Source organism: Nitrospiraceae bacterium (genome assembly GCA_021373015.1).
Classification (GTDB): domain Bacteria; phylum Nitrospirota; class Thermodesulfovibrionia; order Thermodesulfovibrionales; family UBA1546; genus JAJFTJ01.
Window position 1 is genome coordinate 1 of the sequence record JAJFTJ010000002.1, and the last position, 24756, is coordinate 24756.

Genomic DNA, 24756 nt, shown 5'->3' on the forward strand with positions numbered 1-24756 from the left:
GAGGAATTTAAAAGCATAATTAAAAAGAATAAGACAGTAACTCTGCTTTATTCTGCTTCGGATAAAGAACACAATAACGCTGTCGCGCTTGTAAAAATGCTCAAGTGGCGCGCCAGCTGAAGCAATTCCACAGGCGCTAAAGGCAAGCCTGGCGCAGATAGGTTTGGGCGCTTATCAACAGTAAACATATTTTTGTAGTTTTAATTTTAATTGAAAATATTGTTTGACATTTGGTTATTCCTTTTTGTATATTACGCTCATGAAAACATCAAAACCAAAATTCAAACCGTCTAAAAAGGATAAAAAACCTGCTGACAGCGCTGTAAAGAAAAACAGCTATGCACTTAAAGGTAGTATATGGATTGAAGGGGAAAGTGGAACATTTCTGGGTTATGGAAGGGTTATCCTTCTTGAAAGGATAAAACAATACGGTTCAATATCAGAGGCAGCAAAGTCCATGGAGATGTCTTACAGGCATGCATGGGAGCTTGTGGATTCCCTTAACCGTCAGGCAAAAAAACCTTTGGTTGAAACCTCTACAGGAGGCAGAGACGGCGGGGGTGCAGAACTTACAAATGCAGGAAAAAGAGCGATTGAAATATTCTGGAGACTTCATGAGAGATTTAAGGGATTTTTAAAGAATGAGGCGAAAAATCTGAAGTTTTAAAAAAATTTTCAATCGTTATAGCTAGTATAATATAACGTTTAAAAGGAGGGTTTCATGTTTGGAGGCTCAGGCTATCTTCCTTCGCATATAATTCTTGAAAAACAGGGTTATATCTATTCCCCTGGTTCATCTGATTGCATGGAACTTGTCAAAAAGCTCATTGATTTTGTCTTATCAGAAGAGGGCAAGGCAATATACAGGAAATATCATTATTTCATGTCGCCTGATGAGGTATTTGCTTATATAGGAGAAAATAGGCCTGTCGGCGGAGAATATGTTGTTCCACAGGAGTGGCTTAAAAAATAAAGGACCTTCTGCTAAGTGTCTATTCATGCCACCCCTTTTCACCCTCCTCCATGAATCTATGGAGGAGGGAACCCCTTTTATGCTGAAGGATATTTATTCCTATGATAATATAGCGGCGAAGAAATGGTGAAAAGGCTTGTCAGCTGGATTTTAAGATGTAATATTTGACATTTGGTTATTCCTTTCTGTATATTACGGCTATGACTGGGAAGGTGGAATTTATGGATTTTAAGGAGGGTGAAAAATGCGGGCAATGAAAAAGCTAAGAAGATTTTTCGCGGTTGTTTTTTTTATTTATTTACTCGTCCCATCTAATTTATCTGCAGATCCAGTAAAAGACATTACCATTTCGGCCGCAGCAAGTTTAAAAAATGTATTTGAAGAAATAGGAAGGCTCTATGAGGCTAAATACGGCGCGAAGTGCATCTTTAATTTCGCTGCATCGGGCGACCTTGCGAGACAGATTATCGGCGGCGCTCCGGTGGATGTTTTTGCGTCTGCGTCTCAAAAAGATATGGATGAATTAGGAAAACGTGAGCTGATCATATCCATGACTCGCGCAGACTTTGCCGCTAATAGTATTGTTTTAATAGTTCCCGCCGGTTCAAAAGCAGTGCTCAAATCTTTTGAGGGTTTGAACAAAGCGGAAATAAAAAAGATCGCTCTAGGAAATCCAAAAACTGTTCCGGCAGGCAGATATGCAGAAGAGACCTTAAATTTTTATAAGATAATTCCTTTGATAAAGGATAAACTTATATATGCAGAAAACGTCAGGCAGGTGCTGGATTACGTTGCTCGCGGAGAAGTTGACGCGGGGATTGTATATTCAACCGATGTTGTTGCCAGATCAAATGAGATCAAGGTAATTACTATTGCGCCAGTTGAAAGCCACAAACCGGTTGTTTATCCAATCGCAGTTGTTAAGGGAACAAAGAACGAAACAGAAGCAAAGGCTTTTATATCTCTGGTGCTGTCGCAGGATGGCAGAAAAATATTAGAAAAGTACGGTTTTAAGACCATTAAATAAAAACAATGGACAATTCAATTCTTTTTTCAGTCCGTCTCTCATTGCAGGTAGCATCAGTGTCAACGGCGCTTATTATGCTTGTCGGAATCCCGATCGCATATTTTCTCGCTAGAAAAAACTTCAAGGGCAGAGAAATGCTTGATGTTATTTTCACTCTGCCACTGGTTCTTCCTCCTACTGTAACAGGTTACTATCTTATCGTAATCTTCGGAAGAAACGGCTTTATCGGCAGACTGATTTATGAATGGACAGGCTGGACTATAATGTTCACATGGTATGCAGCTGTTCTGGCTTCTTTTATTGTAGCCCTGCCTCTGATGATAAAGACTGCAAGGGCTGCGATTGAATCTGTTGACAAGAGCCTTATCAACGCATCATTCACACTCGGACACTCTGAGTTCGATACCGCATTAAAAGTAATTCTCCCTCTTGCGAAGCGCGGGATTGTTGCAGGCACTGTATTGTCATTTGCACGCGCAATGGGAGAATTCGGAGCAACACTAATGCTTGCAGGCAATCTGCCCGGCAGAACAGATACGATGCCGATCGCGATTTACAGCCTTGCATCCGGCGGCGAATGGACCAAGGCGCATTTTATGGTCTTGCTCATGACATTAATGTCCGGAGTATTTTTATACATTGCTAACAGATATGCGAAAAGGATTATATAAATGAGAGTTAAGATCAGACTTCAGAAAAAGATCAATGATTTTTTCCTTGATGTAGAATGGCAGATCGGCAATGAGCTGGCTGTGCTCTTCGGTTTTTCAGGAGCCGGCAAATCAATGACTCTCCAGCTGATAGCAGGTCTTATGAAACCTGACAAAGGGAATATTAGTTTAGATGATATTATATATTTTGACAGCTCATCAGGAATAAATTTTCGTCCGCATAAGCGGCCTTTCGGTTATGTGTTTCAGGATCTGGCGCTCTTTCCGCACATGACAGTCTTAGATAATATTATTTACGGCGCAGTAGATCTTCCCAAAAATGAAAAGCTGGACAAGGCGCACGAGATGATCCGAGCGTTTAAACTTACAGGACTTGAAAACAGATATCCTTCTGAAATATCCGGCGGACAAAAGCAGAGAGTGGCATTTGCGAGGTCATTGATACGCCGTCCGAAAATGCTTTTGCTGGATGAACCTTTTTCCGCGCTTGATAGGCCTCTTCGTTTAGAGATGAGAAACTTTCTGCGTGAGATTAGAGACAATTTCAGCATTCCTGTTTTTCTTGTGACGCATGACTTTGAAGAAGCGGATATGATTGCTGACAAAATAATCATTTATGAACACGGCAGGATCGCTCAAGTTGATCCGCCTCATAAGATCAAAAACAGCCCTGCAAATAAATATGTTTCAGAACTCATAGCATGCAATGGAACCTGTGGATATAACAAGAAAACACAGAAAGCAAATCCATGTGACTTACATAATCCCTCGTTTTTGATTTAGATTGTTTTAACTTCGACATATGAATGTTAAATAAATTTTCTTGTGCTAAAATACTGCACATACCGTGTGAATAATATTTTTTATTAAAATTGATTTGCAGCAATTATTCACTATTTTATTGCAGCCAGGGGACAGCCCTGCGCAGCAGAGTGGTGTGAACTCCGCCAGGTCCGGAAGGAAGCAATGGTAAGCATTTACTCTGGGTGCCGCAGCAAGTTGTCTCCTGGTTGGAGTAAAATAAAAAAAATTAGTGTTAAAAATGAAAACATTGTTCAAAATTTATTTAATTCAATAAATTTTTAAATTATGAATAGAACAAACAGACTCAAAATTTTTATAATCGACAGGACAAGCAGTTAAATTCTTTAACAGAATTATAGTGTTATTATGAAAGCAGGAATATGAGCTATCTTGTGCTTGCAAGAAAATGGAGACCCCAGGGGTTTGAAGACCTTACTGGTCAGGAACCTATTATCAAGATCCTCAAAAATTCCATATCACAGAATAAGATCGCGCATGCATATATCTTTTCAGGTCCTAGAGGAGTCGGGAAAACAACTACTGCAAGAATTCTTGCAAAGGCTCTTAACTGTGAAAAAGGCCCGACAGATAATCCATGCGGCATATGCGGATCATGTATATCAGTAAAAGAAGGGACAGCCATTGATGTTATGGAAATAGACGGAGCTTCCAACAATAGCGTTGATGATATCAGAGATCTGAGGGAGAAAGTTAAGTACACGCCTTTAGGAGGCAAAAACAAGATATATATAATTGATGAAGCGCATATGCTTTCTGTTGCTGCGTTTAACGCGCTCTTAAAAACTCTTGAGGAACCTCCTCCACATGCGGTCTTCGTTCTCGCAACAACAGCGCCAAAAAAAATACCAGTAACAATTTTTTCAAGGTGCCAGCATTTCCCATTCAGAAGGATATCAGTTCACAAGATAAAGGATAGGCTTAAGCATATAACAACATCAGAGAAGATAAATATCACTGATTCAGCTCTTGAGATGATTGCAAGGGCTGCTGACGGAAGCATGAGAGATTCACTGACGATTCTTGACCAGATTGCATCTTTCTCATCAGACATAAATGAAGATGAGGTAAAAGATCTGCTAGGCGTAACTGATATTACGATGCTCTCGAAAGTTGCATCTGCGACAATCAATGGGGACAGGGAAGAGATCATTAAGATGATTGCAGAGCTTGTGGATAAGGGAGTTGATCTAAAAACATTTGCAAAAGACCTTGTCGAATTCTTCAGGAGTCTTCTCGTTGCAAAGATTGTTAAGAATCCGGAAGATATACTGGAACTTGCTGAGAATGAAATAAAGGCAGTGAAGAATATCCTGCCTGATGTAAACACTGACATCCTCACGCTAATTATGGCAGAGATTATAAAAGCAGAATCAGATGCAAGGTCTGCTTTTTCCCCGAGAGTAGCGCTGGAGATGGCGCTTATCAAGGCAAGTTTCCTTTCAAGTTTAAAACCCGTAAAAGAAGCAATAGAAAATATAGACAGGCTTGTAAAAGAATTAGGCTCAAACATTCAGCCTCAGCCTGTTTCAAAAGAAGAACCAAAGACAGTCAGGCCGCCTGTCGCGGAGCAGGATTTAAAAAAAACACTAAATCCTGAAAATATCGAAGATGGAAAGTCACTTCTTGATGCAATCTTAAACAAGATCGATGACCCAAGAATTTCATCAAAGCTCGAAAAGGGGAAACCTGTTCTGAGCGGCAATATATTGAAACTCACATTCAACAGCAGCGAGGCTGAAATTTTTGCTGATGCTATAAAAAAGAATTCCTCTCTTATCGAAGGCATTGCCTCGGATATTCGTGGAAACGCTGTAAAGATCGAGATACATACTGAAACAAGAAAACTTGTACGCAAACAAGATCTTCAGGACAAGGTAATCGCAGATCCTGCAGTAAAAGAAATAGTCGATTTGTTTGACGGAAGAATTGTTGATGTGAAGATTAAAGAAAATTAGACGATAATTCATTTGACATATAATAGGAGGAAATTAAAAGATGTCTAAAAAAATGTTAGGCGACATAATGCGCGAGGCACAGAGGCTTCAGGCCGAGATGCAGAAAATGAAAGAAGAAGCAAAAGCAAAAAATGTTGAGGCATCTGCCGGCGGAGGAATGGTGACTGTTACTGCTAATGGCAGCGGAGAAATAGTTTCTATAAAAATCGAGAAGGATGTTGTAAATCCGGATGATATTGAAATGCTTCAGGATCTTATAATTGCAGCAGTAAATGAAGCAGTAAGACGTTCACAAGAGATGATGAACGAGGAAATGTCCAAGCTTACCGGAGGCCTTAATATCCCGGGATTCGGAGGATTAGGCGGCTTGGGCGGAGGACTCGATAAGCTGCTTTAATTTTAATTAAATTTAAATCTCTTTTTTATTTTCCTTTGCTGTAAGCTGTTACTAAATAATTTATTATTGTCGGGACATCTTTATCCGGTATGTCAGCTCCAAATGTCTTAATCATTTTATTGACTGTGTTTTCCCATTGTATACGTGAAGGATTCGGCTGCATGGTTATATAGTCAAGACTGTGGCAGACGCTGCAATGATGTTTAACTGTTTCCACTCCTGAGGCATTCTTAAGTTCTACCTTGATCTCGGGCAGATCAATCGTAAGTTTCGTTCCCTGCGAATATGAATACCGGGCAGCAATGAAAACAGCGCTCATGATTAAGATGAGAGAAATTATAAATATCTTTTTCATTGGCTCCTCCTTATCTGACTACCACAGTGGTTTTTTCTATTTTATTCCATAGGTAGCCCGCAGGATTCCAAAGACTATCGAACGGCTGTGATTCGCCGATGCTGTTGGTTGCCCGCGCCATCAAAGTATAGTTTCCAGGTTTTTGCGGCTTCCACTGATAGAACCACTGAACCCACGAGTATTTCCCCATATCTTTACCGAGTGATGCTTCGTTCCAGGTCTTACCGTTGTCAGTAGAAACTATCACATCTTTAATCCCGTATCCGCCTGAAAATGCTATCCCCATGACTGTCACAGGATTCTTTGCCTTTATCACAGTCTGAGATGCAGGGTCAACAATGACAGAGCGCGTTGTCATTCTATTGATCGGGATTGTTTTCTTTGGATCAGTGCCGCCTGGAATACAACCACAGGGGTTAGCAGGAATTCTGTAAGCGGTTTTCATCCAGAAGCCTGTAAACTCCTTAGACAACACAGTGATATTATTCAATGACTTCACCCAGTATGTTGCGTACCATCCCGGCACAATAAGGCGAGCAGGAAATCCGTTCAGCATTGTGAGCTGTTCACCGTTCATCTCATATGCGACCATAATATCATCTTCAAGAGCTTTATCCACAGGAAGACTCTTCAAAAAATCCGGTGTCTCAGGCAGCTCTGCACTGTCGAGGCCGTTAAAGCTTATATCAACAGAATCAGGTTTAAGTCCTGCACTGTTAAGGATGTCTTTAAGACGAGCTCCTTTCCATTGCACATTACCCATTGCGCCGTTTCTCCACTGTCCGCCTAAAACTCTGGGTTCAAAAAAACTTCTTCCATTTCCTGAACATTGGATGACTGCTGTATAAGAAATCTGCGGAAATTTTTTCAGATCTTCCATGGAAAGCTTTAGTTCTTTGTCTACATTTCCGTTTATGATAAGCCTCCATTCATTGAGGTCTACTGAGAACGGTATTTCTGATATATGCCAGCGCACAAATAGCGCGTTGTTTGGCGTTAGTAATTCTTTAAAATACTTTAAAGGTGTTTCAAGCTGCGGCGGGTTTGAGGTCAGAAGGATCAAATCCGTCTTTTGAGGAAATTTCGCGATCCTCTGTTCATCTGCAAAAAGATAATGAGGGATCCCATCCAGAGCAGCAGCAGCAGTTATAACTCCTGCTGTTTTTAAAAAATGACGTCTGCTAAAGATTTTTTTCATAGCTTTCCTCCTTACATTTATGGGAAATCTATCTGTAATTTATAGCGTCTGAAACAAAAGGCGTAATCTATAAGCCAATACTATCACAAAATATGATTAGATGACAGTCTAAGAGGATTGTTCAGCTTGAGCCGCAGATTCAATAAACTGTCTTAATTCTTTTTCCTCTATCTGAAGTTCCTTTGCAAGAAGGCTCGGGGTTGCTCCTGTTTGCTTGAGTACTTTTTGCAGATATTCTTTATGAGTTATATTGCTGTCCCAGCAGGAATGAAAGTGTTCTTTTAAGATTGATGCAAGGCCTTCAGAAGGTATCTTATGACCTTTTTTTGTTGCCTCTTTTTCGCCTGTGCTTGCAGGAACGCCGATTATTGTAAGCCTGTCATCAATAACTATATAGCGGAAATCATGGGCTAGAGGGTATGCGCTGTATCTTACCTCTGCGCCGGCTTTTGAATATAGATAGCCGATATGCAGTCTGTCAGGAAATTTTGGCACGAGATATTTAACAACAATGCCTTTCTTTGTTAGTTTCTCGATATTGTTCATTAAAGTTTTTGTCCTTTTCCTGTCTTCACCAAGGGGAAGCCTGCCTGTAATGCATCCAATGACATAGGAATTGGCATTCATCATGGATTCAGTTACTGCAAAAAAATATTCCTGTCTGGAGAGAATCTTGACCGCCCTTTTAACTTCAACAAGCAGGTGCTTTCTGCTTTTGCCTTCTTTCAGGCTGTAAAGGATGAGTACTATTGTAAATAGAAGCAGCACTGATTCGATTATCAATAATAATTTTTCTATTGACATATAACAATTTTAGATGATTATTGGATGTCTGGCAAGTGTTTAATAAAACAAATAAATATTTTATGATAGACTATAAAGCTAAATTAAAACGGAATAACAATTATGCCAAAGAAAATACGCAACTTTTCAATCATAGCCCACATTGACCATGGTAAGTCCACACTTGCGGACAGGCTCCTTGAATATACAGGCGCGCTCAGTTCAAGGGAGATGATGGAGCAAGTGCTTGATTCAATGGATCTCGAAAGAGAAAGGGGCATTACAATAAAAGCACATTCAGTCCGTCTCCTTTACAAGGCTGATGACGGCAATGAATATATCCTTAATTTAATAGACACACCCGGACACGTTGATTTCTCGTATGAGGTGTCAAGAAGCCTGGCTTCATGCGAAGGCGCGCTTCTTGTTGTTGATGCTTCCCAGGGAGTTGAGGCCCAGACACTTGCCAATGCATATCTTGCAGTAGAACACAATCTCGAGATTATTCCGGTAATAAACAAGATAGATCTTCCGAGCGCTGACCCTGAAAAGACAAAAGAACAGATAGAAGACGCAATCGGCATTGATTGTTCTGATGCAATACTTGCGAGTGCAAAAGAAGGAATCGGAACAAAAGAGATTCTTGAGGCAATTGTTAAAAAAATACCTTCACCAAAAGGCAGCGATGAAAAGCCGTTGAAGGCGCTGCTATTCGATTCGTGGTTTGACAATTATCAGGGAGTTATTGTGCTTGTCAGGGTATTTGAAGGAGTTATAATGCCGGGACAGAAAATAAAGATGATGGCAGCAGGAGGAGTGTTCGAAGTAGGACAGGTTGGGATTTTTACACCTAGAATTACGCCTGCCGAGAAACTTTCTTCCGGAGAAGTCGGTTATGTAATCGCAGGAATGAAAAGCGTTACAGATACAAAGATCGGAGATACAATAACCGATGTCTCTAATCCTGCGTCAACACCATGTCCGGGTTACAAAGACATTAAGCCGATGGTCTTCTGCGGATTGTATCCGACAATTCCGCATCAGTATGCAAATTTGCGAGATGCGCTTGACAAGCTTGTACTCAATGATTCCTCTTTCAGTTTTGAGCCTGAGACATCGCTTGCGCTTGGTTTTGGTTTCAGATGCGGTTTCTTGGGACTGCTTCACATGGACATTATCAAAGAGAGACTCGAAAGAGAGTTTGACCTTTCACTGCTCAGCACTGCTCCGACAGTTGTATACAGGATCACAAATGCAAAAGGAGAAAAAACATATATTGATAACCCCGCTCTGCTTCCTGATAAGTATGAGATGATCGAAGAGCCTTATGTTGTCGTGACCCTTTTTGTTCCTCAGGATTTCATAGGACCGATCCTTGATCTCTGCCAGGAGAAAAGAGGAGTCCAAAAGAGTTTTGCATACATAGGCAAAGACAGGATAAAAGTAGAGTACGAACTCCCTTTAAACGAAATACTCTGGGATTTTTATGACAGGCTTAAGTCTGTGTCAAAAGGATATGCATCGATGGATTATGATTTTCTTGGCTACAGGGAATCAGATCTTGTAAAGCTGAACATACTTTTGAATGGAGAGCCTGTGGATGCTCTTTCTCTTATTGTTCACGAAGAGAAATCTTACTATAAAGGAAGACAGCTGACAGAAAAACTAAGGGAGATAATCCCGAGGCAGATGTATGAAGTCGCTATACAGGCAGCAATCGGAAATAAGATCATTGCGCGCGAATCTGTAAAGGCAATGAGAAAAGATGTCTTGGCAAAATGCTACGGCGGCGACATAACAAGAAAGAGAAAACTTCTAGAGAAACAGAAAGAGGGCAAAAAGAGGATGAAGCAGGTTGGGAGAGTGGAGCTTCCTCAAGAGGCTTTTCTCGCAGTTTTGAAGGTTAAGTAATCGCGCTGTTGATTTCATCCTGCCAAAAGATGCACCCACATGCCTGCTGCAACTGCCTGTGAAAATGCAATAAGATAAAGCGGCAGAAAAGCGATCCAGTATCTTTTTTTTCTCTTTAACCAGTTTTTAGTCATGCGCGTAAGCGCCAGATAATATACCCAGTCAGAGTCTCTATGAATGCCGATATAACACACGACCGCTGTCAGCGCTGCTAATGAGAGGACAATGCCTTTTCCTAAAATCAGTCCTGCTGTTATGCCGAAGCTGGTCATCATATGCCTTAGAACAGGATTGCCTTCCATATGTATATCGCCGTCAATCCCTTTTAATGTTAGCAGGATATCAAACGATGCGAAAATAATATAAAGCAAGATGGATATGCTCAGATGCAGAAGCAGATTTCGCTTGGTAGCAGGCATTTGCATTTAATTTGTATTTTTACAACTATATTACTTAAGCACTCTTACCAGCGAGAAAAGTCCGCGCCAGTCACCATGATTTGAAGTTATGCCTCCGATTACCTGATTGTTATCCGAGAGTATCAGTCTGTATTTATCTAAGCCGATTACAATATTCGGATCGTCTTTTCTGTAGCCTTCAAAAATCAGCACTCTGCTTTGAGTGTTGTAAGTTCCCCTGATATATTCGGTTCCTTTTAATCCTATTTTCGTAATGTCAGAGTCTTGCGGAGAATTATTCATCGTCCAAATGATATCGCCGCTGATAATTCCATCAGGCGAAACATCTAAATGCATTTCTGCAAAATAAACATAGCCCTTTGGACTGTACCATGTGCCTCTCCATGTTCCATTTAGATTTGTTGCAGAAGGAACTGAGCTTAAGGTGTTTTGGCTGAAAGCAATCGGAGCTAAAAAAAACTGAGATAAAATCATAATTGCAAAAAATATACGGACATGTTTCATCGTTTTACCCCCTCCATATTCCTAAAATTTTATTTCTTGCCTCCACTGCGATAAAAACGCACATGGGCTTTTTCCATCGTAGCCAAGCCTTCTTTTATTACATTGTCTATTATGGATAAATAGTTCTCAAGCTTTTCCTGCGTATCGACTATCTCGACAATAACAGGGAGATCTTCGGATAATCGTTCGATCTTGAAGGTGTGCAGACGGCTGTGCGCTCCAAAACCAGTCATGCCTCGAAGGACTGTTGCGCCTGCAAGTCCAAGTTCTCTGGCTTTGATTACAAGCCATTCGTAGAGTAGTTTGCCTTCATGTTTGTCGCTTTCTCCTATGAAAATTCTGAGGAGATATCCTTCTTCAGGAAGAACCATATGTCACCTCCATACCAAAAAAGCTGATGATCTGCCTAACCAGACAGAGACGAAACAGATTATGACCTGACCAAAAATATTAATCAGTGCCAGGGCTGTTTCCCTGTCGCGGAACAGATTAAATGTTTCATTTGAAAAAGCAGAAAAAGTTGTGAATCCCCCCAAGATTCCCACAAAAACAAAAGCGCGCGTTGAATCAGAGAACAGACCTTTTGTTTCAGACAGTTGGGAGAAGAGACCGATAAAAAAACAGCCTATGACATTTACGACAAAAGTACCATAAGGAAATGAGATGCTTTTTGAGAGCATCTGCACATTACCGCTGATAATATAACGGAGTATTGCCCCTATGAATCCGCCTGCCCCAATGATTATAAGCTTATGCATTTTTTGATTGAATTTTTTACTGTTCTGGTTTTTTTGTGTTGTCTATTATTTCTTCTCTTATCAATCTGCCATTTTCTATAGTCAACAGCAGCTCTTTTTCATATACAGAACCATATCCCATATGGATATACTGTAACAGCTTGCCCTGCTGGATGCGTAATGTTCCATTAAACCAGACTGCTTTTATCGGAGCCTTTTGTTCATGAAAGATTTTTGATATAGGAATTTCCTTGCTGTCGCTTCCGCATGTTCCTTCGGATATTTTTGTGAGATATAAGTACCCATCCTCGATTTTCCATGTTGCAACGTATCCACGCCAGCATGCAGTGCAGGAAAAAACAAAGAGACTATTGGGCCGCGGGTTTTTTGTGCTGAAATATGATTCCAGAGGATTACTGAAGATAGAGAGGGTTTCACCTTTATAAACAATATAATCAGGGATCTGAGCAGTGGCAAATGCCGTGCTGTGCAGCAGCAGTACAAATAAAATTACTAAAAGCTTTTTTAAATTCATTTAATAATAATATATGTAATTAATAAGAAAATTGCTATAAGAATTGAGAATGTCATCCATGAGATGATATTGACCTGAGTTTGATCTTTTTGTTCAGGCGCTGAATTGATATCTCTATTAACCTGTTTTTCGAGCAACTTGGAAGACAAAATAAAAATACAAATACCCAATATCCCAGCAGCAAAAAAGGTGATTATTGCTGACAATGATTGATCGGGTTTTCTCGTGATTACAAATATACCTCCGGTAAAACCAATTACAGTCATAACACCGCCTATTAATTTCCCAAGCATAAAAGGCAGCTGTTTTAGTTCCGATACAAAGTGTCTAGTTATCATCTTAAGTGAATCTTAAGTTAACTAAATGGAGCTGTCAAGAGCGGTTTGTGGACAGTCTAAAAATCATATTAAATTTGTTTGATTTTGTTTATAATATTCGCTAACCTTAAATTCCCCCTGAATTAAGGATAAGGATTAAAATCTGTTATGAAGGCTGAATTTCTCTACATACATATTCCTTTCTGTCTGAAAAAATGCAGTTACTGCGATTTTTTTTCTGCGCCGTACAATGAAGCCTTATCCAAGTCTTATGTTAATGCGCTCTGCAAAGAACTATTTTTGAGAAAAAATTCAGCAGGCGCATTGAAGGCGGTTTATATCGGAGGAGGGACCCCCTCTTTGTTAACGGAGAACTGCTTTAAAAAGATTTTTAAATTCTTAAATGAGAATTATAAGATTTCTTCTTCTGCTGAAATAACAGTAGAGGTTAATCCTGCGACAATAAGCGAGTCGAAGATTCGCTCACTTGTAGAATTTGGGGTTAACAGGATAAGCATGGGAGTGCAGTCATTTAATGATGATGAGCTGAAAACTCTTGGAAGAATCCACAATTCATACGATGCCTTGAAGACGATAAAATTGATAAAGAAAAACGGGATCGATAATTTATCACTCGATTTAATTTACGGCATACCAGGCCAGACGCTAAAGACGTGGCATGATTCATTGGCTCATGCGATCGAGTTTGTGCCTTACCACATTTCTTCTTACGAGCTGACACCTGAAAAAGACACCATGCTTTACGGATTGATAGAAACAAAAAGATTTAAGATGCCTAATGAGGATAGTATTCTCAAAATGTATGACAGGACAATAGATTTTCTTGGAGATTCAGGTTATGTGCATTATGAGATTTCTAATTTTTCATTCCCAGGCTACAGATGCATTCATAATCTCAATTATTGGGAAAGAGGCGCATATCTTGGAGTTGGCGCAGGAGCACATTCATTTGTAAAAGGCACAAGAACAAAAAATTTTGCTGATATAAAAAAATATATAGAAGATCTTAATAACAACATTCTGCCTCAAGTAGAGGCTTCAAAGATTACCGAAACAGAAGCTGCAAAGGAATTCATATTTCTGGGACTTAGAAAAACAGAAGGGATAAGTCTTACCGGCGCAAAAACACATGGGCTCGATCTGCAGAAACTTTCAAAGAGCAGTCTGATAAAAGAAAAATATCTGGAAATAAAAGAAGACAACCTGATGCTTACAAGAAAAGGAAGAGTTTTATCAAACACTGTGATAGTCAAGCTCTTCGATCAACTCCTGCCTGAGTAAATCTTCTCCTAAAGCCTTCATATGTTAAAATATCAAAATGTCTCAGGAAGAACTCATAATTGAGGGTGCGAGGCAGAATAATCTCAAAAACATTACTCTCCGGCTACCTCATAATAAAGTAATTGCAGTCACAGGCGTATCTGGTTCTGGAAAGTCATCACTTGCATTCGATACTGTTTTTGCAGAAGGCCAGTGGAGATTTATCGAATCTCTTTCAACATATGCAAGACTGTTTCTTGAAAAACTGGACAGACCTGATGTTGATGCGATACATAACATAAGACCTGCAATAGCGCTCGAGCAGAAAAATCCTGTTAAGGGTTCTCGTTCAACAGTGGGAACGCTCACAGAGATATACGATCTGCTAAGACTTCTCTATTCTAAAATATCGGTTCCATTCTGCCCAAAATGCAATAAAGAGATAAGAAAATGGGATGCCTCACAGATTGCTTCAGAGCTTGTAGAGAAATACAACGAACAGAAGGCTGTCATAATTTTCAATTCAAATAAATCTCCTGAATATCTGATAAAACAGGGTTTCCAGAGAATATGGCTCAATGGAGAAATACTGGAACTGCAAACAGAAGCTGAAAAATACGGAACCGTTATTAAGACGAAAAAACAAACAGAAAGCACAAAGTCTTATGATGTTGTGCTGGACAGGCTTGTTATAAAAGATGAACCCAGACTTGCAGACTCTGTGGAGATGGCATGGAGAGAAGGACATGGGAAGATTAAAGTAATAATAATCAATGCTGAAAATATAATCCGTATTTTCAGTTCAGAAAATACATGTGAAGAATGCGATATTGAACTTCCTGAACCCTCACCGCTTCTTTTTTCTTTTAACCATCCTGTGGGCGCATGTCCTGAATGCAGGGGATTCGGAAATGCATTGATATATGATGAAGATCTCATTGTGCCTGATAAATATATCTCTATTTCTGAAGGCGCAGTTGATATATGGGAAAAGGCTGGCTACAAGTGGTGGAGAAAACAACTTATTGCAGGCGCAAAAAAATCAGGGATAAGCCTTAAAAAACCTTACAATGAACTTTCAGCTGATGAAAAAGAAAGGCTTTTTAAGGGGACAGATGATTTTTACGGCATAGATGATTTCTTTAAGGAGCTTGAGGGCAAGCGTTATAAGCTTCATGTGAGAGTATTCCTGAGCAGATACAGAAAGCCTGTTATATGTCCGTTATGCAAAGGAAAAAGACTGAAACGTGAAGCGCTGGCATATAAGATTTCAAATCTTGATATTGCTGAATTATGCGATCTGCCGATTTCAGAGATGGTAGGATTTTTCAAAAATTCAGACATGAGTTTTTTTCAAAGAGATATAGCAAAGGAACTTCTCAGACAGATCAATTCAAAACTTCAGTTTCTAAGCAGAGTTGGGCTTGATTATCTGAGCCTCAACAGACAGGGTAAAACTCTTTCGGGAGGAGAATACCAGAGAATAAATCTTTCCAACCAGCTTGGTTCATTTCTGACAGGAACGCTTTATGTGCTGGATGAGCCTACAGTTGGTCTGCACCCAAGGGATACAGAAAGGATTGCAAAGATAATGGCGGAGCTTTCTGATCTTGGCAATACGATAATCGTTGTAGAACATGACAGGGAAATTATTGAATCCTCTGACTGGATAGTTGAACTCGGCCCAGAAGGAGGGCATAAAGGCGGAGCTGTTATTTTCTCCGGGACAATAAAAGACTTTCTCAAGAGTGAAACCCTGACAGCTGAATTCATAAAAAACAAAGGCGTTGAAAATTCAGAGATTTGGATTCACAAAGCCAAAGTTTCATATCCGCTTTCACGTACAAAATATCTAACGCTTTATGGCGCTTCCGGCAATAATCTTAAATCAGTTGATCTGAAGATCCCCTTGGGCACATTAACTTCGGTCACTGGTGTTTCAGGTTCAGGCAAGAGCAGTCTTGTTGTAGAAACACTTTACAGGGCGCTTGCAAGACATTTTAAGGTTGAACCTGAAATCTCTCTGCCTTACAGGGATATTCAGGGCGCTGAATTTATAAAAAACATTAAACTTATTGACCAGACATCTCTTGGAAAAAGTCCGCGCTCAAATGCTGTAACGTATCTTAAGATATTTGATTCGATAAGGAAGATTTTCTCAGAACAGCTAGAGTCAAGATCGCATGGATATAGTCCTGGATTCTTCTCATTTAATGTTCCAGGCGGAAGATGCGAGACATGCAGGGGTGAAGGCTATGAAAAAATGGAGATGTATTTTTTCGAAGACCTGTATGTAAAATGCGAAGAATGCAGCGGCAAGAGATACAAACCTGCAGCCTTGAATGTTCACTACAGAGGGAAAAACATAAATGATATCCTTAATATGACGGTTGATGAAGCAGCTGAGTTTTTTCATGACATTCTCCAGATAAAGAGCAGACTCTCGCTTATGCAGGAAATAGGGCTGGGTTATTTAAGAATTGGCCAGCCTGCAACAACATTCTCTGGAGGAGAGGCGCAGAGGATTAAGATTTGCGGAGAATTAATAGGCGCTGGAAGTCCCGGAACTTTTGCAAATAAAAACAAACCTCAGTATTTATACATCCTTGACGAACCCACAGTCGGACTTCATTTCAGGGACGTAAAGGCGCTGCTTATCGTGCTTCAGAAACTTGTAGATGCAGGAAATACAGTTCTAGTTATAGAGCATAATCTTGATGTCATAAGATTATCAGACTGGATTATAGATTTAGGACCAGAAGGCGGAGAAAAAGGCGGAAGGATTATCTTCGAGGGAACACCGGGAGAATTAATTAAATCAAAGGAATCTTATACAGGGAAATATCTTAAGAAATATTTTGAGCAATAAATTTGATTTAACAAAATCAGCAAGATGTTGTACATTCTAAGAATATGGCAAAGAAGAAAAATATATTTCAAATCGCACTTTTGTTCTCAATAATTCTTTTTTCCTTGACTGGGTGCGCATCTCAGGGCGGACCGGTTCTTTATCCTAATAATTATTTAAAAGAAGTCGGGAAAGAACAGGCTCAGAAAGACATCGAAGAGTGCGAACTTCTGGCCAGCGAATATGTACAGAAAAATCCCGGAGGCGATGTTGCAGGAAGCACTGCGGCAGGCGGAGTTTCGGGCGCAGTTATAGGCGGAGCCGGAGGAGCTGTTTTGGGGAATGTCGGAAAAGGCGCTGGTGTGGGTTCTGCAACCGGAGCTGCTGCTGGTCTGATACGAGGAATATCAAAGGCGTCAAAACCAAGTCCTGTTTATAAAAATTTTGTGAACCGCTGCCTTAAAGAAAAAGGCTACGAACCAATCGGCTGGCAGTAATTTCATAAGTACCACTTCTTAGGCTTTTTAGTATAATATTCCCATGGTAAGAGAGAAGGTTTTTACATTGGAATTTGCGGCGAAAGTTCTGCTTAAACGAGGGCTTATTTCAGATGATCAATACAAGGATATCATTGCAAAGGGCAATGTACAAAAAATAAGGGTACAAAAATTACAGGATACCGCTCATCCGAGAAGACTTCATCAAACAACCTTTTCAATCCTTCCTGCAGAAATAATCGCTTCATTTGATATTGAGATCCCTGGCAAGAACGGCAGGATTCTAACAGAAGATGCAATTACAGAGGCTATTGCAGATGAAGTGAATATGGAATATAGAAAAATTGACCCGTTAAAACTTGATCTCGATGTGATTACCTCTCACGTATCAAGACCTTTTGCACTCAGACATTTGTTCATCCCAATAGAAGAAAAAGACGGTGTTGTAACAATAGCAGTTGCTGATCCTTTCAATCTCGATGCAGTTGAAAGTCTCAAAAGCGCAAGAAAGATCAAGATTAAGATTGTTTTAAGTTCCAAGTCAGATATTCTCAAGATCATCCGCGAGTTTTTCGGATTTAGGATGTCAGTGAAGGCGGCAGAGGCAGAGATGGACAGCGGGTTTGAACTCGGCAATCTTGAGCAGTATATGAAGCTCAAAGGGCAGGGCGAGATAGAGGCCAATGACCATCATATAATCAATGCTGTTGAATATCTTCTGCATTATGCATTTGACCAGAGGGCAAGTGACATACATATCGAACCAAAAAAAGAAAAATCTCATGTACGGCTGAGAATAGACGGATTACTGCATTACATACATACGATACCTAAATCAATTCATGCGCCTATTATCTCCAGAATAAAAATGCTTTCTAGAATGGATATTGCTGAGAAGCGCAGACCGCAGGATGGAAGAATAAAAACAAATTACAATGGCAAGGATATAGAGATAAGAGTATCCACTCTTCCTGTTGCATTCGGAGAAAAAATTGTCATAAGAATATTCGACCCTGAGATATTGCTTCAGGATCTTGATCAGCTGGGATTCTATCCAAGGGAGTTTCAGCTCTATAGTTCATTCATCAGAAGACCAAGCGGGATAATACTGGTTACAGGACCAACAGGAAGCGGCAAGACAACAACTCTTTATTCTACGATGAAAGAATTATCGTCACCTGATGTGAATATCATTACCATAGAGGAACCGATCGAGATGGTTGTCGAGGAATTCAATCAGGTTGGAGTTCAGCCTGCGATCAATGTCACATTTGCAAATATTTTAAGAACTGTGCTTCGTCAGGACCCTGATATTATTATGGTTGGTGAGATTCGAGATAAAGAGACTGCCGAGAACGCTGTGCAGTCTGCCTTAACAGGACATCTTGTGCTTTCAACTCTTCACACTAATGACGCTCCTTCTTCAGTAATAAGACTTCTTGATCTGGGCGTGCCTTCGTTTTTATTGTCGTCAACAATAATAGGAATAATTGCGCAGAGGCTTGTAAGAAAAATATGCCCGCACTGCAAAAAAGAAAAAATACTGACCGAAGAAGAAATAGAACATCTGCAGCTAGTAAAAAAGTCTTATAAAGTTTATTTTGGCGAAGGTTGTTTGGAATGCAGAGGTACAGGTTATAAAGGCAGAACAGGGATATTTGAGATAATGGAATTTTCGGACAAACTTAAAGCTGCCCTTACAGACAAGATAGAACTCCCTTTAATTTATGATATTGCAAAGTCAGACGGCCTTATAAATCTCAGAAAAACAGCTGTTAGAAAGATGCTGGAAGGGATCACAACATACGAAGAAGTGGTCGCGGTAACAGGATAAAGAATGCTTTTTTATACAGCTAAAAGACTGATGATGATAGTCCCTCTTGTCTTAGGCATTACACTCATAACATTCATAGTCATTCACCTTGCTCCAGGGGATCCTGTTGAAGTTCAAACAGAGATGTCATTGAAAGCTTCGGCACAGGCAAAAGAAAATCTTAGAAAACTCTATGGTCTTGATAAGCCTGTGCATATCCAATATTTTGAATGGATCAAGAGATTCATAAAATTAGATTTTGGGAAATCGATGGTAGACGGACAAAAGGTAATAAATAAGATATTCGAAACAATCCCGATCACCTTAATTATAGCTTTACTGTCTCTGATTCTTATATTTATTGTTGCAATACCTCTTGGGGTTTATTCTGCAACAAGACAATATTCTTTATTCGATAAAATTTCTACTGTAGGAGTATTCATAGGCTTTTCCGTGCCTGAATTTTGGCTTGCTCTTTTATTGATGATACTTTTCGGTGTTCATCTCGGATGGCTTCCGATCTCGGGAATTCAGAGTATAGATGTCTCGAATATGAACAGCTTTGAAAGAATTCTCGACTGGATAAAACATCTGATACTTCCTGTAAGCATTACTGCATTCGGAGGACTTGCGAGCCTCAGCAGATACAGCCGTTCGAGCATGCTTGAAGTAATAAAACAGGATTACATAAGAACCGCATATGCAAAAGGATTAAGGGAACATGATGTTGTCTTCAAACATGCATTAAGAAATGCGCTTCTTCCTATTATCACAATACTCGGTCTTTCGATACCCGGGCTTATTGGCGGAAGCGTTATATTCGAGCAGATTTTTTCAATCCCAGGAATGGGAAGATTATTTTTTTCATCAGCAATGTCGCGAGATTATCCTACTATAATGGGCATACTTACAATAGGAGCAGTGCTTACCCTCATAGGAAATCTGGTGGCTGACATCTCTTATGCATTTGTTGATCCAAGAATAAGGGTGAGAAAATGAAACTCGGTGTAATAGTTGCTAAAAGATTTTCCAGAAACAGACTGGCCTTAATAGGTTTTTGTGCAGTTGCTCTGCTCCTGTTTTCAGCTTTGGCAGCTCCTGTTATTACGCCTCACAGCCCGACAAAAATAGATGTTCATAATATACTTTCTCCGCCTTCAATGAATCATATTTTCGGAACAGACGAACTAGGCAGAGACGTGTTTTCAAGAATGATATTTGGAAGCAGAGTTTCATTGCAGGTCGGATTTGTTGCTGTGGGAATCGCTGTAATAATCGGTATTATTGTTGGAGCAATAGCCGGTTATTACGGAGGATGGATGGATTCGATACTAATGAGATTCGTGGATGTAATGCTTGCCATCCCGACGCTTTTTCTAATTCTTGCAGTGATAGCTGTTGTCGAGCCGAGTATTATCGTGATTATGGTTGTTATCGGAGTTACAAGCTGGATGGGAATAAGCCGTCTTGTAAGAGCGGAGTTCCTTAGCCTCAAAGAAAGAGACTTTGTTCTTGCAGCTAAATCTTTAGGGGCAAATGACATGAGAATAATATTCAAACATATACTGCCTAATGCGCTTGCACCTGTGTTTGTCTCTGCAGCATTCAGGATTGCCGGTGCAATACTGCTTGAATCAGGACTTTCATTCCTTGGCCTTGGCGTTCAGCCGCCGACTCCAAGCTGGGGCAATATTCTTACATCAGGGAAAGACAACATTACTGTTGCGTGGTGGCTGTCGTTTTATCCGGGGATTGCAATACTAATTGCAGCCTTGAGTTATAATTTAGTCGGCGAGGGATTAAGGGATGCACTTGACCCTAGGCTATGGGATATGGAAGTATAAGTGACTATGATAATAAAAGGCAAAAACTGGAAATTCGGAAATGACATCGATACTGACGCAATTATTCCTGCAAGGTATCTGAATACCTCAGTCCCTGCAGAACTTGCAAAGCACATTATGGAGGACGCAGACAAAGACTTTCCTTCAAAGGTAAAGCAAGGAGACATCATTGTTGCCGGGAAAAATTTTGGATGCGGTTCTTCAAGAGAACATGCGCCTATTGCAATCAAGGCAGCAGGGATTCAGGCGGTAGTGGCAAAAAGCTTTGCCAGGATTTTTTATCGAAACTCATTTAACATTGGTCTTCCCATATTCGAGTCAGAAGAGGCATCTGAAAAAATATCTCAAGGCGATGAGATTGAGATAGACGCTGATAATGGGATAATAAAAAACATCTCTAAGAATGAGACCTATAAGGCAAAGCCAATACCTCCATTTATGCAGGAGCTTATCTCAGAAGGCGGGCTTGTAGAATGGACGAAGAAAAAACTGGCATTTCAAAAATAAAAGCTTAAAAAGAAAGAGGAGAAGAAGAAATAATGAAGTCTTATAACATTGCAGTTATTCCTGGAGACGGCACAGGGCCAGAGGTGATAGCAGAAGGAATAAAAGTTCTGGATGCGGCCTCTGAAAAATTCGGTTTTAAATTAGAGTATAAATATTTTGATTACGGAGGGAACAGCTATCTTAAGACAGGAGAGGTTCTGCCTGAGAATGCCGTATCAGAACTGAAAAAACATGATTCAATTTTTCTAGGGGCAATAGGCCATCCGGATGTAAAGCCCGGGATTCTGGAAAAAGGAATACTTTTGAAACTCAGGTTCGAACTTGACCAATATATAAACTTAAGACCGGTAAAACTCTATCCGGGTGTTGACTGTCCCTTAAAAGATAAAAAACCTGAAGATATAGATTTTGTTGTTGTAAGAGAAAATACCGAGGGGCTTTATGCAGGAGCAGGCGGCGTATTAAAAAAAGGCTCGCCTGATGAAGTTGCTATTCAGGAATCAATAAATACAAGAAAGGGTGTTGAGCGCTGCATAAGATATGCATTCGAATACTGCAAGAAGAGGAATAAAAGAAACAAACTTACTTTGTGCGGAAAGACTAATGTCCTGACGTTTGCATTTGATCTTTGGGAAAGGACTTTTTACGAGGTCGCAAAGGAATATCCTGACATAAAAGTAGATTATGCTCATGTTGATGCAACAACAATGTGGTTTGTGAAAAATCCCGAGTGGTTTGATGTGATTGTTACTGATAACATGTTCGGTGATATTATTACTGACCTCGGAGCAATGATTCAAGGAGGAATGGGAATTGCTGCAGGCGGCAATATAAATCCAAAGGGTGTTTCTATGTTCGAACCTATCGGTGGTTCAGCTCCTAAATACACAGGGAAAAACATTATCAATCCATTGGCTGCAATATGCGCAGGCGGAATGATGCTTGAGCATCTGGGTGAGGATAAGGCAGGAAAGAACATTGAAGAAGCTGTAATGAAAATCACGGGCAAACATCTTAAGAGTCTTGCTGCAGGAAAAATGGGCTATTCAACAACTGAAGTAGGAGATATGGCAGCAAAAATTCTCAAGGGAAAATAGAGGAACTTTTAATCATGGGGATTGAGCATAGAGATAAAAAAAGGATTCCATTCAATCAGCAGGTGCTGATAAATAACTCCATGAAAGTTAATGCGATCGATATAAGCGAGGGTGGAATTTATGTTCATACAGGAAGGATGTTTCCTGTTGGCGATATAGTTGATGCCATGATATATGTAGGATCTTCTTCTGTTAATCTCAAGGCAAGTGTTCAACACTGTCAGTTAGGCGTGGGAATGGGGCTGGAATTTGTTGAATTAACCCTGGAGCAGCAGGAAAAGCTCAGAATTCTCATGAAGGAATTAGAGACAAAGAGTTCTGCTTCAGATAAAAAACATGTTTTAATTGTTGATGATAATGATATGGTCAGAAGGATGAACAAGAGCAGGCTTGTTCTTGACGGCTATACTGTTTTCGAAGCAAAGAACGGTCCGGAGGCAATAAAGGTATTTCAGTCCGAACATATTGACCTTGCAATAGTAGATCTTTATATGGAACCAATCGACGGCTTTAAGCTGACAAACTTTATAAGACAGATGCCTGAGCATACAAATACCCCTGTAATAGTATTCTCAGCGCGCAGCACCCCTGAAGTAATAGATCAGGCAATGGGCGTAGGTGCAAATCTTTTCCTTGTAAAAATGACAACCTCTCCTGTAAAACTCAGCGAGAGTGTAAAATCACTTCTAAAACAAAAATAAACATGACCCCTGAAGAAATCGATCTATTTATAGAAACCGCAAAAAAAGCAAAAGATAATGCGATTGTTCCATATTCAAGATTCAGGGTGGGCGCTGCTCTTATGACTGCTGAAGGTGGGATATACAGAGGATGCAATATTGAAAATCCTTCTCTGATGCTGAGTTTCTGTGCAGAAAGGGCTGTGATCATTAAAGCGTTATCAGAAGGTGAAAGGCATTTCAAGGCTATGGCAATCGCATCTGACAGCAAAGACTATTGTTTCCCATGCGGCGCTTGCAGGCAGATGATCGCTGAATTTGCGCCTGACATAGAGATATATCTTGTGTCAGAAAAAGGCATTAAAAAATTCTCTATAAAAGAACTCCTTCCTCATCAGTTCAAACAAAAATAGCGCCCTGCCCATTTTTTTCTGATTGCTTATGGGTGTTTCAAGATATCTGCCTGAGGGATTATCTTTGAATATTCTTCATGGGTGACTGCTGAATTCCACTTGCTTGTTGTTTTCCCGATACTGATTGCTCCAAAGAACAAAATAAGAACCAAAATTGAAAATAATATTGGATTTAAAATCTTGTTTTTAGCCATTGCAATATCGAGCGCGCCTTTTGCAGGACAATAACTAACGCAAACAAGACAACCTGTGCATTCAGGAGAGCTAATTCTGACTTTTTTATCTACAGGTAGAAATGACAGACAGTTTTTCGAACACTTCCCGCAATTAATGCACGCATCTGTATTTCTCGTTATCTTTACAGGGCTAAAAAGGCTTACTGTGCCGACCAATGCTCCATATGGACATAAATATCTGCACCAAAAGTTTCTAAAGAATAAAGAACCTATAAAAAGAATCAAGAGTGTGATAAAAGTCATAGATGTCATCTTTGTAAAAAAATAAAGCATCTTAACATCAGCAATCTTGTAATAATCTTCGCTAAGGAATTTTAAGATATCCCCCGAATCCATTTTTATCGCGATCACATAAATAAAAAAAGAAAGAAGAAGATATTTTATTGCTCTCAAAGGATGATCAATGTACTTATTCATGATAATATTTCTTTTGAATATCTTTTCGCCAAGTTTAGATACAGTTTCTGATATCGCTCCAACAGGGCATATCCATCCGCAGAAACTTTTCCTGAGTATTAGCGAGGTTAAAATAGCTGCTATGAATATTACAAGCCCGGCAGGATGAATTCTGTCAAGTATCCCTGTTGTTATCCAAAGCTTAAGAGACATTAAAGCTCCGATTGGGAGGAAACCTTCGATTGAAGGATATCTTTTGGAAAGAATATCTGTGTTGTCAATTGTTAATCCTGGGGAATTAAAATATTCAACAAAAAGATATAGCTGATATCCTGCAAAGATTAAAAAAATCAGTATTCCCCACTGGACTGTATATCTCATATATCTGATATACGAACGATTGAATTTTTCCATATGAGCTATGATAAACTTTTTTTAATTCTAAAAACATGATTTTTATCAGAAAAACAATAGCAGAATAATATGTTTAGAAAATATGGCAATTAAATAATATCATGTGCTAAAATAATCAGAATT

The 24756-nt window shown here is 39.7% G+C and carries 28 protein-coding genes and 1 other RNA gene; 19 read left to right on the forward strand and 10 right to left on the reverse strand.

Annotated elements, in window-relative coordinates:
* Window positions 1-259 precede the first annotated feature (259 nt).
* The 8 genes from LLF28_00115 to LLF28_00150 all read left to right on the forward strand — a co-directional run bounded on the left by LLF28_00115 (window position 260) and on the right by LLF28_00150 (window position 5848).
* On the forward strand, window positions 260-667 hold the full coding sequence (locus LLF28_00115) for a LysR family transcriptional regulator (protein MCE5193858.1): 408 nt from the start codon (window positions 260-262) through the stop codon (window positions 665-667).
* Window positions 668-721: 54 nt separating this feature from the next.
* Window positions 722-973, forward strand: coding sequence for a hypothetical protein (locus tag LLF28_00120; GenBank protein MCE5193859.1), 252 nt, complete (start codon window positions 722-724; stop codon window positions 971-973).
* Between the two features lie 244 nt (window positions 974-1217).
* A complete protein-coding gene (gene modA, locus LLF28_00125; GenBank protein MCE5193860.1) occupies window positions 1218-2000 on the forward strand; it encodes a molybdate ABC transporter substrate-binding protein in 783 nt (260 codons plus the stop codon).
* Between the two features lie 5 nt (window positions 2001-2005).
* Window positions 2006-2671 carry a molybdate ABC transporter permease subunit gene (modB, locus tag LLF28_00130; protein MCE5193861.1) on the forward strand — a complete coding sequence of 222 codons (666 nt, stop codon included), beginning with the start codon at window positions 2006-2008 and terminating at the stop codon, window positions 2669-2671.
* Window positions 2672-3454, forward strand: coding sequence for an ATP-binding cassette domain-containing protein (locus LLF28_00135; protein MCE5193862.1), 783 nt, complete (start codon window positions 2672-2674; stop codon window positions 3452-3454).
* 128 nt (window positions 3455-3582) lie between these two features.
* Window positions 3583-3680, forward strand: an RNA gene (gene ffs, locus LLF28_00140) — signal recognition particle sRNA small type.
* Window positions 3681-3855: 175 nt separating this feature from the next.
* The gene (dnaX, locus tag LLF28_00145; protein ID MCE5193863.1) at window positions 3856-5451 is read left to right on the forward strand and encodes a DNA polymerase III subunit gamma/tau; all 1596 of its coding nucleotides are present in this window, start codon (window positions 3856-3858) and stop codon (window positions 5449-5451) included.
* Between the two features lie 40 nt (window positions 5452-5491).
* Entirely contained in the window at window positions 5492-5848 is a 357-nt protein-coding gene (locus tag LLF28_00150) for a YbaB/EbfC family nucleoid-associated protein (GenBank protein MCE5193864.1), read from the forward strand.
* A 25-nt stretch (window positions 5849-5873) separates the two neighbouring features.
* On the opposite strand, the gene LLF28_00155 is transcribed toward LLF28_00150, so the two are convergent.
* The 3 genes from LLF28_00155 to LLF28_00165 form a co-directional block, all read right to left on the reverse strand.
* Window positions 5874-6203, reverse strand: a complete 330-nt coding sequence (locus LLF28_00155; GenBank protein MCE5193865.1) for a cytochrome c — start codon at window positions 6201-6203, stop codon at window positions 5874-5876.
* Between the two features lie 10 nt (window positions 6204-6213).
* Entirely contained in the window at window positions 6214-7401 is a 1188-nt protein-coding gene (locus LLF28_00160) for a molybdopterin-dependent oxidoreductase (protein MCE5193866.1), read from the reverse strand.
* Window positions 7402-7509: 108 nt separating this feature from the next.
* Window positions 7510-8205, reverse strand: a complete 696-nt coding sequence (locus LLF28_00165; GenBank protein MCE5193867.1) for a hypothetical protein — start codon at window positions 8203-8205, stop codon at window positions 7510-7512.
* Window positions 8206-8307: 102 nt separating this feature from the next.
* Between LLF28_00165 and lepA the strand changes: the two genes are divergently transcribed.
* A complete protein-coding gene (lepA, locus tag LLF28_00170; protein ID MCE5193868.1) occupies window positions 8308-10095 on the forward strand; it encodes a translation elongation factor 4 in 1788 nt (595 codons plus the stop codon).
* A 14-nt stretch (window positions 10096-10109) separates the two neighbouring features.
* Here lepA and LLF28_00175 read toward each other — a convergent pair whose 3' ends face one another.
* From LLF28_00175 to LLF28_00200, 6 genes are read right to left on the reverse strand one after another with little or no spacing between them, the layout of a single operon-like run.
* Complete coding sequence (locus tag LLF28_00175) at window positions 10110-10514, reverse strand: DUF5658 family protein (protein MCE5193869.1); 405 nt, start codon at window positions 10512-10514, stop codon at window positions 10110-10112.
* A gap of 30 nt (window positions 10515-10544) precedes the next feature.
* On the reverse strand, window positions 10545-11018 hold the full coding sequence (locus LLF28_00180) for a hypothetical protein (GenBank protein ID MCE5193870.1): 474 nt from the start codon (window positions 11016-11018) through the stop codon (window positions 10545-10547).
* Window positions 11019-11047: 29 nt separating this feature from the next.
* Window positions 11048-11389 carry a DUF190 domain-containing protein gene (locus tag LLF28_00185; GenBank protein MCE5193871.1) on the reverse strand — a complete coding sequence of 114 codons (342 nt, stop codon included), beginning with the start codon at window positions 11387-11389 and terminating at the stop codon, window positions 11048-11050.
* 3 nt (window positions 11390-11392) lie between these two features.
* On the reverse strand, window positions 11393-11776 hold the full coding sequence (gene crcB, locus LLF28_00190; GenBank protein MCE5193872.1) for a fluoride efflux transporter CrcB: 384 nt from the start codon (window positions 11774-11776) through the stop codon (window positions 11393-11395).
* A 16-nt stretch (window positions 11777-11792) separates the two neighbouring features.
* Complete coding sequence (locus tag LLF28_00195; protein MCE5193873.1) at window positions 11793-12290, reverse strand: hypothetical protein; 498 nt, start codon at window positions 12288-12290, stop codon at window positions 11793-11795.
* Window positions 12287-12628: a hypothetical protein gene (locus LLF28_00200; GenBank protein ID MCE5193874.1), complete on the reverse strand. Its 342-nt coding sequence runs from the start codon at window positions 12626-12628 to the stop codon at window positions 12287-12289. The genes LLF28_00195 and LLF28_00200 overlap by 4 nt, the downstream gene beginning before the upstream one ends.
* A 147-nt stretch (window positions 12629-12775) precedes the next feature.
* Between LLF28_00200 and hemW the strand changes: the two genes are divergently transcribed.
* Genes hemW through cdd form a run of 10 tightly spaced genes read left to right on the forward strand, consistent with a single transcriptional unit; the run spans window position 12776 to window position 23587 of the window.
* Complete coding sequence (gene hemW / locus LLF28_00205) at window positions 12776-13909, forward strand: radical SAM family heme chaperone HemW (GenBank protein ID MCE5193875.1); 1134 nt, start codon at window positions 12776-12778, stop codon at window positions 13907-13909.
* A 37-nt stretch (window positions 13910-13946) separates the two neighbouring features.
* Window positions 13947-16757, forward strand: coding sequence for an excinuclease ABC subunit UvrA (gene uvrA / locus LLF28_00210; GenBank protein MCE5193876.1), 2811 nt, complete (start codon window positions 13947-13949; stop codon window positions 16755-16757).
* A gap of 44 nt (window positions 16758-16801) precedes the next feature.
* A complete protein-coding gene (locus LLF28_00215) occupies window positions 16802-17233 on the forward strand; it encodes a hypothetical protein (protein MCE5193877.1) in 432 nt (143 codons plus the stop codon).
* A 43-nt stretch (window positions 17234-17276) separates the two neighbouring features.
* A complete protein-coding gene (locus tag LLF28_00220) occupies window positions 17277-19067 on the forward strand; it encodes a GspE/PulE family protein (GenBank protein ID MCE5193878.1) in 1791 nt (596 codons plus the stop codon).
* A gap of 3 nt (window positions 19068-19070) precedes the next feature.
* Window positions 19071-20045, forward strand: a complete 975-nt coding sequence (locus LLF28_00225) for an ABC transporter permease (protein MCE5193879.1) — start codon at window positions 19071-19073, stop codon at window positions 20043-20045.
* Window positions 20042-20890, forward strand: coding sequence for an ABC transporter permease (locus LLF28_00230; protein MCE5193880.1), 849 nt, complete (start codon window positions 20042-20044; stop codon window positions 20888-20890). Before LLF28_00225 ends, LLF28_00230 begins: the two co-directional genes overlap by 4 nt.
* A gap of 6 nt (window positions 20891-20896) precedes the next feature.
* Entirely contained in the window at window positions 20897-21397 is a 501-nt protein-coding gene (leuD, locus tag LLF28_00235; protein ID MCE5193881.1) for a 3-isopropylmalate dehydratase small subunit, read from the forward strand.
* A 32-nt stretch (window positions 21398-21429) separates the two neighbouring features.
* Window positions 21430-22494 carry a 3-isopropylmalate dehydrogenase gene (locus LLF28_00240; protein ID MCE5193882.1) on the forward strand — a complete coding sequence of 355 codons (1065 nt, stop codon included), beginning with the start codon at window positions 21430-21432 and terminating at the stop codon, window positions 22492-22494.
* Window positions 22495-22508: 14 nt separating this feature from the next.
* Window positions 22509-23195, forward strand: a complete 687-nt coding sequence (locus LLF28_00245) for a response regulator (GenBank protein MCE5193883.1) — start codon at window positions 22509-22511, stop codon at window positions 23193-23195.
* Window positions 23174-23587, forward strand: a complete 414-nt coding sequence (gene cdd, locus LLF28_00250) for a cytidine deaminase (GenBank protein MCE5193884.1) — start codon at window positions 23174-23176, stop codon at window positions 23585-23587. The genes LLF28_00245 and cdd overlap by 22 nt, the downstream gene beginning before the upstream one ends.
* A gap of 26 nt (window positions 23588-23613) precedes the next feature.
* On the opposite strand, the gene LLF28_00255 is transcribed toward cdd, so the two are convergent.
* Entirely contained in the window at window positions 23614-24633 is a 1020-nt protein-coding gene (locus LLF28_00255) for a 4Fe-4S binding protein (protein MCE5193885.1), read from the reverse strand.
* Window positions 24634-24756 lie beyond the last annotated feature (123 nt).